The organism is Myxococcus sp. NMCA1 (assembly GCF_026810205.1).
GTDB classification, from domain to species: domain Bacteria; phylum Myxococcota; class Myxococcia; order Myxococcales; family Myxococcaceae; genus Myxococcus; species Myxococcus xanthus_A.
Genome location: NZ_CP113950.1, coordinates 4,092,301 through 4,106,265, shown reverse-complemented (window position 1 = coordinate 4,106,265; position 13,965 = coordinate 4,092,301). Strand labels below are relative to the sequence as shown.

The 13,965-nt window shown below is 65.9% G+C and carries 17 protein-coding genes and 1 pseudogene; 6 read left to right on the top strand and 12 right to left on the bottom strand.

The window, feature by feature from the left end; translation table 11 throughout:
• Positions 1-335: 335 nt before the first annotated feature.
• The 6 genes and pseudogenes from OZ403_RS17685 to OZ403_RS17660 all read right to left on the bottom strand — a co-directional run bounded on the left by OZ403_RS17685 (position 336) and on the right by OZ403_RS17660 (position 2,508).
• Positions 336-506, bottom strand: a complete 171-nt coding sequence (locus tag OZ403_RS17685) for a hypothetical protein (protein WP_328285534.1) — start codon at positions 504-506, stop codon at positions 336-338.
• Complete coding sequence (locus OZ403_RS17680; RefSeq protein ID WP_237078488.1) at positions 503-643, bottom strand: hypothetical protein; 141 nt, start codon at positions 641-643, stop codon at positions 503-505. Before OZ403_RS17680 ends, OZ403_RS17685 begins: the two co-directional genes overlap by 4 nt.
• Complete coding sequence (locus OZ403_RS17675; RefSeq protein ID WP_237078352.1) at positions 643-1,164, bottom strand: SRPBCC family protein; 522 nt, start codon at positions 1,162-1,164, stop codon at positions 643-645. The genes OZ403_RS17680 and OZ403_RS17675 overlap by 1 nt, the downstream gene beginning before the upstream one ends.
• A 3-nt stretch (positions 1,165-1,167) precedes the next feature.
• Entirely contained in the window at positions 1,168-1,509 is a 342-nt protein-coding gene (locus tag OZ403_RS17670; protein ID WP_140791367.1) for an ArsR/SmtB family transcription factor, read from the bottom strand.
• Positions 1,510-1,793: 284 nt separating this feature from the next.
• Positions 1,794-2,342 (bottom strand): annotated as a pseudogene (locus tag OZ403_RS17665) (transposase); the annotation flags it as partial.
• 28 nt (positions 2,343-2,370) lie between these two features.
• A complete protein-coding gene (locus tag OZ403_RS17660; RefSeq protein ID WP_161606768.1) occupies positions 2,371-2,508 on the bottom strand; it encodes a hypothetical protein in 138 nt (45 codons plus the stop codon).
• A gap of 317 nt (positions 2,509-2,825) precedes the next feature.
• Here OZ403_RS17660 and OZ403_RS17655 point away from each other — a divergent pair, with 317 nt between their 5' ends.
• Both OZ403_RS17655 and OZ403_RS17650 read left to right on the top strand, forming a co-directional pair.
• Positions 2,826-3,416 (top strand): AAA family ATPase, encoded by a 591-nt coding sequence (locus OZ403_RS17655; protein ID WP_268784656.1) that lies wholly within the window; start codon positions 2,826-2,828, stop codon positions 3,414-3,416.
• A 164-nt stretch (positions 3,417-3,580) separates the two neighbouring features.
• On the top strand, positions 3,581-3,997 hold the full coding sequence (locus OZ403_RS17650) for a hypothetical protein (protein WP_268784655.1): 417 nt from the start codon (positions 3,581-3,583) through the stop codon (positions 3,995-3,997).
• A gap of 315 nt (positions 3,998-4,312) precedes the next feature.
• Here OZ403_RS17650 and OZ403_RS17645 read toward each other — a convergent pair whose 3' ends face one another.
• The 3 genes from OZ403_RS17645 to OZ403_RS17635 form a co-directional block, all read right to left on the bottom strand.
• The gene (locus tag OZ403_RS17645; RefSeq protein ID WP_237081914.1) at positions 4,313-5,350 is read right to left on the bottom strand and encodes a (R)-mandelonitrile lyase; all 1,038 of its coding nucleotides are present in this window, start codon (positions 5,348-5,350) and stop codon (positions 4,313-4,315) included.
• A 197-nt stretch (positions 5,351-5,547) separates the two neighbouring features.
• A complete protein-coding gene (locus tag OZ403_RS17640) occupies positions 5,548-5,733 on the bottom strand; it encodes a hypothetical protein (protein WP_268784654.1) in 186 nt (61 codons plus the stop codon).
• 109 nt (positions 5,734-5,842) lie between these two features.
• Positions 5,843-6,946 (bottom strand): alpha/beta hydrolase, encoded by a 1,104-nt coding sequence (locus tag OZ403_RS17635; protein ID WP_268784653.1) that lies wholly within the window; start codon positions 6,944-6,946, stop codon positions 5,843-5,845.
• Between the two features lie 221 nt (positions 6,947-7,167).
• On the opposite strand from OZ403_RS17635, the gene OZ403_RS17630 reads away from it, so the two are divergent.
• From OZ403_RS17630 to OZ403_RS17620, 3 genes are all read left to right on the top strand, one after another.
• Positions 7,168-8,073 (top strand): LysR family transcriptional regulator, encoded by a 906-nt coding sequence (locus OZ403_RS17630; protein ID WP_140791361.1) that lies wholly within the window; start codon positions 7,168-7,170, stop codon positions 8,071-8,073.
• 261 nt (positions 8,074-8,334) lie between these two features.
• Entirely contained in the window at positions 8,335-8,577 is a 243-nt protein-coding gene (locus OZ403_RS17625) for a hypothetical protein (RefSeq protein WP_201799759.1), read from the top strand.
• 14 nt (positions 8,578-8,591) lie between these two features.
• Positions 8,592-9,749: an aldo/keto reductase gene (locus tag OZ403_RS17620; RefSeq protein WP_268784652.1), complete on the top strand. Its 1,158-nt coding sequence runs from the start codon at positions 8,592-8,594 to the stop codon at positions 9,747-9,749.
• Positions 9,750-9,867: 118 nt separating this feature from the next.
• Here OZ403_RS17620 and OZ403_RS17615 read toward each other — a convergent pair whose 3' ends face one another.
• The 3 genes from OZ403_RS17615 to OZ403_RS17605 form a co-directional block, all read right to left on the bottom strand.
• Entirely contained in the window at positions 9,868-11,076 is a 1,209-nt protein-coding gene (locus OZ403_RS17615) for a multicopper oxidase family protein (RefSeq protein WP_328285533.1), read from the bottom strand.
• A 274-nt stretch (positions 11,077-11,350) separates the two neighbouring features.
• A complete protein-coding gene (locus OZ403_RS17610) occupies positions 11,351-12,859 on the bottom strand; it encodes a TolC family protein (RefSeq protein WP_268784651.1) in 1,509 nt (502 codons plus the stop codon).
• Positions 12,856-13,017: a heavy metal-binding domain-containing protein gene (locus OZ403_RS17605; protein ID WP_268784883.1), complete on the bottom strand. Its 162-nt coding sequence runs from the start codon at positions 13,015-13,017 to the stop codon at positions 12,856-12,858. The genes OZ403_RS17610 and OZ403_RS17605 overlap by 4 nt, the downstream gene beginning before the upstream one ends.
• 558 nt (positions 13,018-13,575) lie before the next feature.
• Here OZ403_RS17605 and OZ403_RS17600 point away from each other — a divergent pair.
• Complete coding sequence (locus OZ403_RS17600) at positions 13,576-13,800, top strand: heavy-metal-associated domain-containing protein (RefSeq protein ID WP_140791351.1); 225 nt, start codon at positions 13,576-13,578, stop codon at positions 13,798-13,800.
• Positions 13,801-13,965 lie beyond the last annotated feature (165 nt).

Genomic DNA, 13,965 nt, shown 5'->3' with positions numbered 1-13,965 from the left:
GCAAGCGCCGCTCGATGTCGCTCAAGTCCAGCTGAGTGTGCCGACCCAAAACTCGGGCGCCGCGACATAAGCGCATCAAGGCGAATGAGCGAGGTGCGCGACGTCATGTGGTTGAACGCCATCGCGACACCGGCGGCGCGGGAGCCGGGGCCCTTGGTGACTCGCTGGCGAAGCCTGAGCTGGCGAGGAAGTTCCACGACAACGCCGTGAGGTCCCTCCCGGAGGAGCGCGCGGCCGAGCTCGCGGCCCGAACACGCGCCCGTCCTGACGCTCAGAGCGTCGAGGATCTCAACCGCGCTGCTGACCTCGGCGGGGGGGCGCCGAGGTCGAGACAGTTACCGCTTCCGGACTGCGTAGGTCAGGTGGGTCACCCGCTGCGTCGGCTCCGCGCGGACCGGCTCCAGGGCCACGCGGCCCTCGTCCACGCCCTCGAACAGGCGGATTCCGGAGCCGAACAGCACGGGTGAGAGCGCGATCGAGAACTCGTCTATCAGGCCGGCGTTCACGTACTCCAGGATCGTTGCGCCGCCGCCCGCGACGCGGACGTCTCGGTCACCGGCGGCCTCGCGGGCCTGGTGCGCTCCTCGGGCGCGATGAACCCGTCCAGCGACATCGTCACGCTGAAGAACACCTTTCCGGCCATCAGTCCTCAACTCCCTTCCGAACGATCTCGGTGACGTAGGCAGCCAGTTTACTCAGGGTCTGCTGGCCGCCTTCGATCGCGTGGTACTTCTCGACAGCCACGTCGCGCAGCTCCTTGGTGGGGAACACCGTGCGCATCTCGATCCGCGTCGCCGCGCCGTCGGGCGCGAACGTGAGGACCGACTCGAAGGCGTTCGGGTCGCCGCGGGACTCACCGTGCAGCAGCGCGATCCGCTCCGGCGGGGCGATCTCGGTCCAGGAGATCCACTCCTGGTAGTCCGTCCCGTCCGGTCCGTGCATCACGAAGTCCCACTCCCCGCCGACGCGGAACTCGAACGCCCGCGTGGTGGTGGTGAACCCCTCCGGTCCCCACCATCGCGACAGGTGCCGGACTTCGGTGAACGCCTCGAACACCAGCTCCCGTGGAGCATTGATGACCCGGGAGATCACGATCTCGCGATCGGCCGTCGCTGACTGCGCCGGCGAGTTCCGTCCTGTCACTGCCATTGGTGTCGCTGCCATCGGTCACTCCTCCTGCCTTGCCTGCTTGAGGTCCTGCACGTACGCGTCCAGCCGGTCGAAGCTCTCGTTCCAGAACCGCTCGAACCCGCCGGTCCACTCGTGGACCGGTCGCAGCTTGCGGGCGTCAAGGCCGTACAGGCGCTGCTTGCCTGCCTTGCGGTCCCGCACCAGCCCGACCTCCCGGAGCACCCGCAGGTGTTTGGACGCCCCCGGCTGGGTCATCCCCAGCTCCTGGGCCACCTCGGTCACCGGCCGCTCCCCCGCCCGCAGCAGGACCAGGATCTCCCGGCGCTGCGGCTCGGCGATCGCGTTGAAGACGTCCGACGTCGTCGCTGCTCGTGCCATGGGTCACCATCATATGCCGATATCGGCATGCGTCAAGCCGGAGGCATCAGGCGGGTCTTGTCAGATGACGATCGTGCCCCTTGTCAGCGGCTGCGGAAACGCGCATCCGGGAGACGGCACACGCGACGGCGGCGGGCAGGGAGGGCGATGGGTGAGCAGCACGCCAACGGCTGGCGGGTGTGCCGCCACTGGCTGGTGGCCGACGCCACGGTCGGCGTCATCGCCAACCCGATGTCGGGCCGTGACATCCGGCGGCTCGTCGCGAGCGCGTCCGTGTTCCCCAACGCCGAGAAGGCCTCGGCGAGCGCATTCTTCGCGCCCGGCTGGGCGGACTTGAGCAGCGCGTTGAGCACGGTGCCGATTTTGTGCCACCAGCACCGCTGCTCGCGGGTCTCGGGGAACACCTCGCGGACCGCGGACCAGAACCCCAGGGCACCGTCGCCGACCGCGAGCACCGGCGCGGCCAAGCCACGGCGATTACAGCCGCGGAGCAGATCGAGCCACGACTCGGTCGATTCGCGGTGCCCGTCGTCAAACGCGATGAGTTCCTTGATGCAGTCCTTGGTCAACCTCGTGCTCGTCGCCGCCGACAGGCCGTGGCTGGTGCCCAGGAACTGCGTCAACGCCGGACCGAAATCCGAGCTGGACAGGCCGTGCAGGTACAGCAGCGGCAGCACCTCGGCCACCCGCGGCGACTTGCGGGCTCACGCGGGCAGGATCGCCGACGCGAACCGTTTCCGCTCCCCAGTAGCCGGCTCGGTGCGCTTGCCGTTGACCCGCGGCGCCCGCACCGGCACCGGGCCCGCCGCCGTGCTCTCCTCGCGTTCGTTGTGGTTGGGCTCGAGGCTCGGTACTCACGATTCAGCGTGGGAGGCCGTCGCGGTCCTCGGCAGTCATCGGGGGCAGGAAGAGCCGGTGGAGGGTTCCTCGCTTGTCCGCCAGGAGGACGTAGCGGCCGTCGGGCGTGAACACCAACTCCCCCGTGCTCACGAACGCCAAGGTGTCCCGCCAGAGCTGCGCGAATGACTCACTCGCAACCTCAGGCTCTTCAATCAGGGTGTCCTCCCGGCGCAGGCGTTCATCCAGCGCAGGCGAAGGCCAGCGCAGCCCGTAGACGGTCAGCGCGCCTTTCTGCAGCCATTGAGCCGTGGCGAAGGTGAGGTCGAGCTACCGCACATCGTGGTCGTGTAACCCCACTATCCCCGTGCGAAGCAGTGGGCCGCGAGCTGCCGCAGACGAAGCGAGCGGCCTGATTGCGACCGACCTGGTGTCTCGACAATCCGGTGCGGTACATACCCGCCCATTCGAAGGAGACCATGACCGTTCATCTTCATGTCATCACAGGCGGCCCCGGCTCCGGCAAAAGCAGTCTCATCCAGGCGCTGGCGGTGGAGGGACTCGCGCACATGCCCGAGGCGGGCCGTGCCATCATTCAGCATCAGGTCGCCATAGGCGGTGCCGCCCTCCCTTGGGCTGATCGGGCGGCCTTCGCCGAGCTGATGCTGGGATGGGAGATGCGAACCCACAAGGAGGCCTGCGAGCTACGCCGTCCTGTCATCCTGGATCGCGGCGTTCCCGACGTCATCGGATACCTTCGGGTGTGTGGTCTTCCAGTGCCGCCACACCTCTGGAAGGCCGCGGAGCTGTTTCGCTACAATCGACGTGTATTCATCGCGCCGCATTGGCCCGAAATCTTCGGGCAAGATGCCGAGCGCAAACAGGCCCCCGACGAGGCGAAGGCGACCTATCGTTCGATGGTAGAGGTCTACACGAGCCTTGGCTACGAGCTGCTCCCCCTACCCCAGGCATCGCTCCCGGAGCGGGTGCGATTCGTGCGCTCGAGTATCGAGCAGGCCACGCGTTCAATACAGGCGATGCCGGTCCCGGAAGCGCCAAAAGCTGACTGAGGACAGTTGACTTCCAGCGCAGTGCCGCACGCCGAGACGGGAGCAGGGAGCTGGTGACGGGATGCTGTCTCGACATGGGTGCGGCAAGAAACAGGTTGACGCACAAAAGCTCCCCGAGAATACTCGGAGTAACAATCAGGCATTTCGATTACAAGGACGACACCATGGGACTCGCCGAGCGTCGGCGCATCGCCGCCATCAAAGACTCTCACTCCGCTCGATTCCAGTCAGAACTCAACGCAGCGATTGGATTCGAATTGCCGTTTGAGATTGACATTGCGAGCTTCCCCGAGGACAAGACGATCCTTGACTGCTACGACAGCTACTACGAGTCATATGGCCCGGGCCTCGTCGTCAATGTGATGAAGGAAATCTGCAAGGATGACATGGGCCGTGAGGCCGTCAGAGCAAAGTTCAACAGGATTGTTTTCCTGAATGTCGCCAAGAATGCCGACGACCCGGGTCAGAAGAGTCTTGAAATCAAAGACCAAACCCTCTTTGTGCGCGAAAGCTTCTACGGCTACTCGGACCAGCTTTACGGCGACTCTGAACTTCAGTCGGCCCTTGAGGCGATTCTCTAGCAGCCCGCGGAGGGCCACACGTGAGCGAGTTGAAGCACTCTCGGCTCCACCCTCAACCACGGCGTTGAGGGCCGTCAGTGGCTCGACGGCTGCCCCCAGGAGGTCGGTCCACCCGTTCTGTCCGTCGGCGCGCTCCTGAAGCTTCGCGGCGCGCGCCAGCGAGCTGGCGAAGGGGCGTCGAAACCCGAAGCGCGCTGCACGGTGGCCTCGTCGGCCTGCCTGGTCGACCTGTCCATCACGCGTCAAGCCTTCGTCGTTGGTGTGGCGCTCCCGGTCGACGGCGGATACACCGCACGCTGAGCAGGTCAGTGTTGTTCAGTCCTGTCCCTTCATCGCGGCAAGCGCCTGCGTCAGCGCCTTGGTCGCACGCCTGGCGGCATCCGCATCACCACGCTCGGCCAGCACCTCCGTCAATTGGCGCAATTGTCCAGCCGTCAGGCCTACCCGCATGCTGGCGGCCATGTGCGAGCGCAACTGTGGCTCCACGCCCGGCGTGGCGGCCAACGCGCCGACCGTGGCCAGCTCGCGGCTTTGCCAGTCGAGATTGTCACGCTCGAAGATGTCGCCGAACAGATGCGCCTGCAAATACTGATTGATGACCGGCGCGAAGTCGAAGAGCGGCCCCTGAACCGGCACGCCAGAAATCTGGGTCTGGTTGGCTGTCCCGATGGCGACAAGCTCGTCCCCAGTGGGAATGGCTCGGCTGGGCTCACGCCCAGGTGCGTCTTGGATACCGCGCTGTTTGCGCTCCTCCACCACTTTCATCAGCTCACCCAGCGCGTTCAGGCTGCGCGGAAAACCGACGTAGGCATAGAGCTGCACGAGGACCTCCTTGGCCTCGCTGATGGTCAGTCCCGCGTCCAGACCTTGGTTCAAGGCGGCGTTGAGCTTGGGCATGTCGCTCGCGGCCATGAAGGACGCGATCAGTGGAATGGCCTGCTGTTTGGCTGAAAGGACTTGTTCGGCCGTCATCGCCTTGTGCTCCTGGGGTGCGGCAGCGCCGGCGGCGTTGTATTGGTCATCCGTCACTTTCTCCAACCAGGTCACACTCTTGCCATCCACAGAACCGGTCACGGCCAGGTGAGTCATCGAACTCGTCGGCGCGGCACCGTGCCAATGCTTGACACCGGGTGGGCACCGCACCACGTCGCCGGGGCGGATTTCCTGAACAGGCCTTCCCCACTCCTGCGTCAAACCTGCACCGGCAATCACTATGAGAAATTGCCCCCTGGGATGGGTATGCCATGCCGAGTGGGCGCCAGGCTCGAAGGTCACGTAGGCGGTCGAGGCATTGATGTCGCTGCTGGCGGGAGACAACGGCTCGACGCGTACTCGCCCGGTGAAGTAATCCATCGACCCGGCTGTGGATGCTTGGGTGCCTGCGCGAATGATCTGCTGGGCGGCCGCGGGGGACTTCGCAGCGCCATGTCGGGCGGCTGCGCAGCCCGTGAAGAGGGCCGCTGCGCAAACCGCGACTCCGCAGAGGGACTTATTCATGAGGAGGGTCCTATCTCGCTGAGCGTGCTCAAAATAGCGGTCACCCCATTCCGTCATGGGCGTCCGCCTCCATCGAGGTGCTTCTCCGCAAGGAACTTCGACAGCAAATTGGCGATCTCGACGTTGTTCGTGTCGGAGAACGGGAAGTGGGTGTTGCCCCGGATCCCGAGTTCCGGCAGGTGGACGACGGTGGCGTCGCCACCGTGGCGATTGATCGCGTCGCGCCAGAACCACGCCATCGAGAGCCGGACGCGTCAATTGTCCTGCCCGGGGTTCGACGACGCCCCCTCGAGGACGCGACGAGCCACAGTCGGCTCCACCATGAAGAAGATAGCGTCCGGATTGGCATCACCTCCCGAGCGACCTTCCGAAGAACTCCGTCAGCTTGTTCATGGCGGCGTCCACATACTTGGGGACCCAGTAGGTCTCGATATGGGTGGCACCGTCGATCTTGAAGAGCGCCTTGTCCTTCGTGCCGGTGGCCTTGGCGAACGCATCCTCGGTCATGTAGAGGCTGTCGGCCTTGCTGCCCGCGATCATCAGCAAGGGTTTGTCGAGCAGTTCGAGCTGGTCGGTGGCGTCGAAGCTCATCAGGTCCAGCAAACTGCTCGTCGTGTACTTGAAGGTCGAGCCGGGGTACGCGTGCGTCTTCCAGTAGTACTCGTAACCCTGCCGATACAGATCGAACGGCAATTGGGCGATCTGCTCATCGGTCAGATTGGCATCCCCTGAATAGAGAATTTCCCCGCCAGCCGCTTCCTGGGCGCGGGCAGCCGAAGCCTGCTGCAGGCGTTCCTGGATGGTGGACGGTTGTGAATCCATGTAGCCATTACGACGCACCCGCCCGGAGTTGAACATGCTCAAGGTCGCGATCCCCTTGAATCGCTTGTCGGTTTGCGCGGCTTTCAACGAGTAGCCGCCGCCACCACAGATTCCGAGCAACCCCAGACGCGCGACATCGGCGCCCGGATAGCGGGCGATGAAGTCCGCCATGCCGTGGATGTCCTCGATGCGGTATGCGGGCTTGTCCACGTTGCGCGGCTGACCGCCGCTGGCCCCCTGGTATGCCGCGTCGGCTGCGATTGTGATGTAGCCATGTTCCGCCAATCGCTGCGCATACAGGCCCGCCACCTGCTCTTTCACCCCACCGTTCGGGTGCGCAACCACGACGGCCGGATAAGCCTTCTTCGGTTCGTAGTTGGCAGGGGTGTAGACGTTGGCCGAAATATCCAGGCCGTTCAGTTTGTACGTGACGGTCTGCATGTTGACCTTGCCGGGCTCATTCTTCGTAATCGCCCCCTCGTAGACCAGGGTGAAGGAATTGTTCCCGTTGCCCGACGCGACGGTGCCCGGTGACTCGCGGCCTTCAGCGCGGACCGCGGCGGACTTCGCGCACGACGTCGTCATCGCGCTCGCGACGAGCAACAGGTGGACCCATGCGCTTCGGTTCATGGCTTTGCGCCTCCCTGACTTGCCTTTGTTGACTGCCCTCGCCGACGCAAGGAGAAGTATCCGCTCCGGACGCGTCGGACCAGGTGGCGGAGGAGCGAAGGGCCTTGAAGCCGTGCTTGAAGATGGGCGGTTGATAGAACTTCGTCATTGAACGCGCACCGACGCCCAGGGTGCCACCTGCAGGCAGAGCACGGCGTCGGAGGCCCGAAGGGACGCACGCGATGAAGACGACGCTCCTCCCGCAGCTCCAAGTGTTCCTCGTGGTGGCGCGCCTTGGGAGCTTCAGCTCCGCGGCCCGCGAACTCGGCGTCTCCCCCGCAGCGGTGAGTCAGTCCATGCGCCAGCTCGAAACGCAGCTGCGCGTCGTGCTCTTCGCCCGCACCACCCGAAGCATGGCACTCACCGACGCAGGACGGAGGCTGTTGGAGGGCGCAGGTCCAGGCCTCAGTCAGGTGCTCGCGAGCCTCATGGAAGTGTCGGCTCAGCCGGGCGAAGCAGTGGGGCGGCTGAAGCTGACGGTGCCCGAGATTGCCGTGCCCTTCGTCATCACACCGGTGCTGCCTGCATTCCGCAAACGCCACCCGCGGATAGAGGTAGAGGTCGTCGTCGAGAACCGCCTCGTCGACATCGTGGCGGAGGGCTACGACGCGGGTGTGCGCCTGCACGAGGCCATCGAGCGCGACATGGTGCAGGTACGCCTCACCGAAGCTTTCCGCTTCGTTGTCGTGGGCGCCCCCTCGTACCTCGCGAGGCACGGCACGCCCCAGAAGCCCGAGGACCTGCTGCGCCACGAGTGCCTCACCATCCGCATGCCTTCGAGCAGAGGGCTCTACGCCTGGGAGTTGGAGCGGGGAAAGAGGAACTGGCGGGTGCCGGTACGCGGCGGAATCGTCACCAACCACCGTGAGCTGACGCTGGCACTGGTGGAGCAGGGCCTGGGGTTGGCCTACGCCTTCGAGCCGCTGGTGAAAGAGGCGCTGCGCACGGGGCGACTCGTGCGTGTGCTTGAGGAGTACGCGCCCACCGTACCCGGTTACTTCCTCTATTTCCCCAGCCGGGCGCAGCGTTCGGCGCCGCTGCGCCTCTTCATCGATGTAGCCAAGGAACTGGCCGTCAAGACGGTATGAGCCAGCCCCGTGTCGCGGAGCGTCCCGCGCTCGCCTTCACCCGCCGGGTGAACGCCGAGAACCGCACCGCACCCAGGCGCTGACGCTCCGATTGGGCAGTGTCTTGGCAACAGCCATTTTCAATCACAGCTTCAAGGCCCTTCGCCCTCGCGCCATCTAGTTCGGTGCAGCCCGCATGGCTACTTTCGTTTGCGGCGGTGCGGAGCCTCGAGTCGAGGCCCACCGCAAACCGCGCAACGGACGCGCAAGAAAGACAGGCCCATGTGCACGAGAAGCACGGGATCGCGACCCAATCCTGGTCGCCCAGGTGATGCGCTGGGCAAGACGTTCGAACTCATCGCCACGACCGGCCCGGCACCGAAGGACGTCGACGCACTGTTCGCCTCGCTCGATGCGGAATCTCCGGGCGCGCTGGATGGCGTGCGCGACATGGCGAACATGCCGCTGGAGGGCGAGCCGAAGCAGGTGCTCGACGGACTGAACGCACTGCGCACCTTGCATTGAGGGAACGACTGCACATGACATCAGGACGCAAGAACAAGATGGAACGCCGCTCCTTCCTGCTGTCGGCGGGAGCCCTGGCCACCACGCCGCTCTTGGGCTGTGCGGCCTCACAGGTCTCCGCGAAGCCGACGGCGCCGGGCAGGCGGCCTGCCCCCAAGGCGTTCGGACGGCGACAACTGGGCTCACTGGAGGTCTCCAGCGTTGGGCTCGGCGTCCAGAATATGAGCCGCACCTACCAGACCACGGTCCCGAGCCGGCCCGAGATGCTCAACATCATCCGGGCCGCTTTTGACCGGGGTGTCACCTTCTTCGATGCAGCCGAGGCGTACGGTCCTCATGAGGTCGAGCGCATTCTCGGCGAGGGCGTCGCCCCCTTCCGAGACAAGGTCGTCATCGCGTCCAAGTTCGGCTGGAACATCGACCTCGAGACCGGCGAGCGCCGCCCAGGCCTCAACAGCCGCCCGGACCATGTGAAGTTGGCCGTCGAGGGCATGCTCAAGCGCCTCCGCACCGACCGTATCGACCTCCTCTACCAACATCGGGTCGACCCCGAGGTCCCAATCGAAGACGTCGCCGGGGCGGTCAAGGACCTGATGGCCCAGGGCAAGGTTATGCACTGGGGCCTGTCCGAGATGGGGCCCAAGACACTGCGCCGCGCTCATGCCGCGCTGCCCGTGAGCGCCGTCCAGAACGAATACTCGATGCTGTGGCGTGGCCCCGAAGCGGTCATCATCCCGCTCTGCCAGGAACTGGGCATCGGCTTCGTGCCGTGGAGCCCGCTCGGCGTGGGGTTTCTCACGGGGGCCATCGACGCAATGACGCGCTTCGCTCCAGGCGACATTCGCGGCATTGAGTCCCGCTTCGCTCCCGAGAACCTGCCGCACAACCTGACCCTCATTGAACTCGTCAAGCGCTGGGCCGAGCGGAAGCGTGCCACGCCCGCCCAGATCGCGCTGGCCTGGCTGATGGCGCAAATGCCCTGGCTCGTCCCCATCCCGGGGACGACACAGATGGCACACCTGCTCGAGAACATTGGGGCGGCTGATGTGCGCTTCACGCCGGCCGAACTGGCTGAGCTGAATAGCGCCGTCTCAGCGATCGAAATCCGCGGCGCCCGGCTCCCGGAACAGGTGCTGGTCTTCTCGGGGGTGGAGGCGCCCCCGAAGAAGTGAGGCCGTTAGGACCTGGTTCAAGAGCGACGGGTGGTCTGCCCCCCGATTTCCGGACCAACTGAAGCGGCTGGTGCCCCTGCGTGAGTTGGAGGCGGAGCCCGCCTCATCATGGGAAGGGTCAGGCCGGTGCGCCGGGATTGACCAGGGCCGGGGCATTCACGTCGATACCGTCCCGGCGCAGCTCGTCCGAGGTGGCCGCCACGGCCAGCGTGCCGGGCGGGTTGTCGTACCAGCCTGGGTCCGCGTAGCTCTCCAACCGTGCGCGAACCTTGAGCACGGTGAACATGCCCCCCGCCGTTATGTAATCGTGCTTGCCCTGGGCCCCCAGCATGGGAATGGAGTTGGGCGGAACGGGCATCCCCATCTCGCCCATCTCCGCCATCCCCGTCTGGCCCATCGTCATGTAGCCCGGTAGCAACGTGCGGACCCTCGCGTCCAGGCCCCCCGGCTTCACGCCAATCATATTGGGGAACTCATGGCCCATCTGATTCATCATGTGGTGCGTCATGTGACAGTGCATGGCCCAGTCCCCGGGCACGTCCGCCACGAACTCGATGACACGTGTGCTGCCCACGGGGACGAGCACCGTTCCCTCCGGATGCTGCGCGGACTCGGGGACGCGCCCGCCATCCGTCTCGGTGATACGGAAGTGGAAGCCGTGCAGGTGGATGGGGTGATGGTTCTGCGGGCTCAGGTTGCCCAGCCGGATGCGCACCCGCTCGCCCTGGCGCACCACGAGCGGCTCCGTGCCCGGGAACGCCTTCGCGTTCATGGTGAGCACGTTGAAGTCCGTCATCTCATTCGGATTGGGCCGCTCCGTGCCGACATCGATGCGCCATTCATGCAGGAGGATGACGAAGTCCCTGTCGACGCGGGGCCCCACGGGTCGGCGCGGGTGGATGATGAACATGCCCGTCATCCCGAGGCCAATCTGCGTCATCTCGTCATGGTGCGAATGGTACATGTTCGTACTCGCCTGGCGCAGGGTGAACTCGTACCGAAACGTCTCGCCTGGAGCGATGGACTTCTGGCTGAGGCCGCCCACGCCATCCATACCGCTGGGAAGCAGGAGTCCGTGCCAGTGGACGGTGGTGGCCGCGGGTAGCCGGTTCGTGACGTAGATGCGCACCCGGTCACCCTCCACCGCTTCGATGGTGGGCCCGTGGACTCGGCCGTTGTAGCCCCAGCAGAAGGCTTTCAGTCCCGGGGCAAACTCATGCTCCACCTCCTCGGCCACCAGGTGGAAGACCTTCACGTTGTCCACGACCTTCCACGGCAGCTTGGAGCCATTGGGCACCACCACGGGCCGGTAGTCCCGGTCGGGCATTCCGGGGCGCTGCCAGTCCTGCCGCGCATACCGCTGGCCGGTGTCAGCCGCGGAGCCCTCGCGAGGCCCGCGTGCTCCTGGGACGGCTGACTGGGCGCGCGCCGCGGAACCACTCAGCAGCAGCGATCCTCCCGTGAGCGTGGCTCCCGCCGTGGCTAGCATGCTCCGCCGCGTCAGCGTTCCATCGGCTCCAATCGCCGGAGCGTTTCCAGGGGCGCCCCTCCGCTCCAGAGTCCCAGGGGCGTCATCCTCACGGCCCGGTGCGCGCTCGGTCTCAGTCGTGCGGGTGCTCATGGGGGCTCTCCGTGCCATGGGTGACGTCCTGTCCGTGCCCGGTGGGTGTCCCGGGTTGTGCTGGCTGCGCGGGTGGGCCGGGCGGCCCAGGTGGTACGTGCTGGGACGGCTGCGAGGGCGATGGCGTGGGTGCCGCGCTGCCCTCCCGCAGCCGGCCACCCACGAGCTGCTCAAGGTCGGCCCGCGCCATCCAGTAGTCGCGGACGGCCTCGATGTAGCCCTGATACGCCTCCACCTGCTCGCGCTTGGCGGAGAGCAGTTGAAAGAGGCCTATCTGCATGGCGTTGTACTGAAGCTGCGACTGCTCTACGACCTTCTCACGAAGGGGCAACACCACTCGCCGGTAACGGTCGGCCACCAGGCGAAGCGCCAGCAGCCGGGCGCGGGCGGCGCGCACTTCCGAGCGGGTGTTGATTGACAGCTCCATCAGCCGCCGCTCACCCTGGCGGTGCTGAGCTTCCAGCCGGGCGATGAGGGCCTGACGCTGGTCGAAGATGGGCAACTCCAGAGACAGGGTCGGGCCAAAGAGCCTGGGGCCGTCCGCGTCCCGGTGCTCGTGAACGCCCACTTCCACGCGCCCGAAGAAGCGAGCACTCCGCGCGAGCTCCAGCGCATTCCAGAGCAGCATGGCCTGCTTTCGGGCGGCGTCGATGTCCAGCCGTTGACGGATGGCGAGCGACTCCAGGTGCGCCAGTGAGACCTCCTGGTCAGGCAACGGCGGAAGCTTCTCGGAGAGAGTCCATTGCGTTCGGGGCCCCCACAGCCCCATGAGGCGGTTGAGGTGCTCCCGAGCCTCCACCAAGGCGAGTTCACTCTCCGCCAGCTCGAGCCGGGCTCCCTCGGCGGCGGCTTGTTCACTCGCAAGCTCCAGCTCGGTGATGTTGCCCGCGGTGCGCAGCCGGGCGGAGAGGTCCGCCGCCGCCACGGCTGCTTGGAGCGCCATGCGGCGCAGCTCCATGAGCTGTTGGAGGGCCTGCACCTCGCTGAAGGCCTTGCGCACCTTGGCCGCGGTGGCCAGCGCCTCGTGCGCCACCCGTAGCGTGTCCGCCATGAACTGCTCCCGGGCGACGCGCTTGCGCAGGGGCAGCGTGAAGAGGTCCACGAAGTCCTGCACCAGCGAGACCTCGTGCTCTGACACGCCACGCCCGGAAATGGGAAAGCCGATGCTCCCGTCCAAAGTCGGGTTGGAGAGCAGGCCGGCCTGAACCATGTCGGCCTGCGAGACGCCCAGGTCCTCGTAGGTGGCCTGGAGCGCCGGATTGTTGAGCAGGGCCACCTCCACCGAATGGTCCGAGGTGAGGTCCTCCTTCAGGAGCGCGTCGAGATGGCGCGCGACCTCGGCGTCCTCTGGAGTGCCCTGGTTCCAGCGCGTCTTGCGGCCCAGCCGCTCCTCGACGAGCGCCGCGACCTCCGCGTGGCCTCGCTCCTTCTGGATGGACGCGCAACCTCCTGCCAGCAGTGCCGCGCCCACGAGCAAAGACAGCCTCACGGATGCCCTCCGTGCCCGGGGGCGTGGTCATGGTCGGCCGGTGCAGCGCCGGGTGCCCCTGCGTCCCTTAACTCCGTGTCTCCAGGCTTCTCCGGAACCAGCTCCATACCGCACTTCGGGCACCTTCCTGGCTTGTTGGACTGCACTTCAGGGTGCATGGGGCACGTGTAGACGACAACGCCTCCATCCGAGGATGCACCGCGATGGGAGTGCCCCATCTCGTCTTGCGACATGTCAGGCGCAGGCACTTCCGGAGTGGAGGCCGCGAATGCGGTCAACTGGGGCGCAGGAGGGGCCTCGGGTGCATCCGGATTCGATGGGTCCATGGAGGCGGGCAGCCTCTTCGGCTCGGAGACACAGGCAGCGAAGAGAACGATGCTCGCCAGCAGCCATAGGTTTCGGCACATGGGGACCTCGATGGGGGTGCCGTACCACCTGCATCCGCTCGGCAAAAGCCACCGGTGGCGCACTGCCTCTCCGGGACATTGAAACTGTCAGGAATACGCAGTTTAGGCCGAGAACACGGAGCACGACGCTCAAACCAAGGTTGGTTCGTTGACGTAGACGTCGTCGCGCCAGAAGGTTTGGCACGCCGGTTGTCAGCAGTGAGTTCGGGGCCGCGCGGGTGATGAGCCGCGCAACTGTAAGTACACGCGACAGTTTGCGTCTCCCTCTTCGAGGCGGCGATGAACGCCGCTGGATGATGGAGCCACCCGATGAACCCGAATGATGAGACCCTCCTGAAGGTCGAGGGAATGTCCTGCCGGTCCTGCGTCAGCCACATCAACACCGCGCTGCGTGAAGTCGAAGGCGTGCAGGACGTAAACGTGCGGTTCGAGCACGGCCAGGTACTCGTGAAACACGACGCCGCAGCCGCGAACGTCAACACCCTCATCGAGGCACTCCGCGAGGCCGGGTACGAGTCCGCCCCCACCGCATGAGCTGCCCCCGTGTGCGGACGGGCCCCCTTGCCCGTCCGCACCACCAGCCCCTCCCCACACCAAACCCCTCGTGTGAGCCGCCGTCGCGGCAATGACAGCCAACCTGCGCGTGAAGCCAGAAGGACTCGGGCTCCGCGCGGCTCGGCTGCGCCCATCGATTAGAAG

Coding starts and splice junctions, on each gene's coding strand:
- OZ403_RS17680 (WP_237078488.1), bottom strand. CDS start 643: ATGGCCGGAAAGGTGTTCTTCAGCGTGACGATGTCGCTGGACGGGTTC.
- OZ403_RS17675 (WP_237078352.1), bottom strand. CDS start 1,164: ATGGCAGCGACACCAATGGCAGTGACAGGACGGAACTCGCCGGCGCAG.
- OZ403_RS17670 (WP_140791367.1), bottom strand. CDS start 1,509: ATGGCACGAGCAGCGACGACGTCGGACGTCTTCAACGCGATCGCCGAG.
- OZ403_RS17655 (WP_268784656.1), top strand. CDS start 2,826: ATGACCGTTCATCTTCATGTCATCACAGGCGGCCCCGGCTCCGGCAAA.
- OZ403_RS17650 (WP_268784655.1), top strand. CDS start 3,581: ATGGGACTCGCCGAGCGTCGGCGCATCGCCGCCATCAAAGACTCTCAC.
- OZ403_RS17645 (WP_237081914.1), bottom strand. CDS start 5,350: ATGGATTACTTCACCGGGCGAGTACGCGTCGAGCCGTTGTCTCCCGCC.
- OZ403_RS17640 (WP_268784654.1), bottom strand. CDS start 5,733: ATGGCGTGGTTCTGGCGCGACGCGATCAATCGCCACGGTGGCGACGCC.
- OZ403_RS17635 (WP_268784653.1), bottom strand. CDS start 6,946: ATGAACCGAAGCGCATGGGTCCACCTGTTGCTCGTCGCGAGCGCGATG.
- OZ403_RS17630 (WP_140791361.1), top strand. CDS start 7,168: ATGAAGACGACGCTCCTCCCGCAGCTCCAAGTGTTCCTCGTGGTGGCG.
- OZ403_RS17625 (WP_201799759.1), top strand. CDS start 8,335: ATGTGCACGAGAAGCACGGGATCGCGACCCAATCCTGGTCGCCCAGGT.
- OZ403_RS17620 (WP_268784652.1), top strand. CDS start 8,592: ATGACATCAGGACGCAAGAACAAGATGGAACGCCGCTCCTTCCTGCTG.
- OZ403_RS17615 (WP_328285533.1), bottom strand. CDS start 11,076: ATGCCCGACCGGGACTACCGGCCCGTGGTGGTGCCCAATGGCTCCAAG.
- OZ403_RS17605 (WP_268784883.1), bottom strand. CDS start 13,017: ATGCACCCTGAAGTGCAGTCCAACAAGCCAGGAAGGTGCCCGAAGTGC.
- OZ403_RS17600 (WP_140791351.1), top strand. CDS start 13,576: ATGAACCCGAATGATGAGACCCTCCTGAAGGTCGAGGGAATGTCCTGC.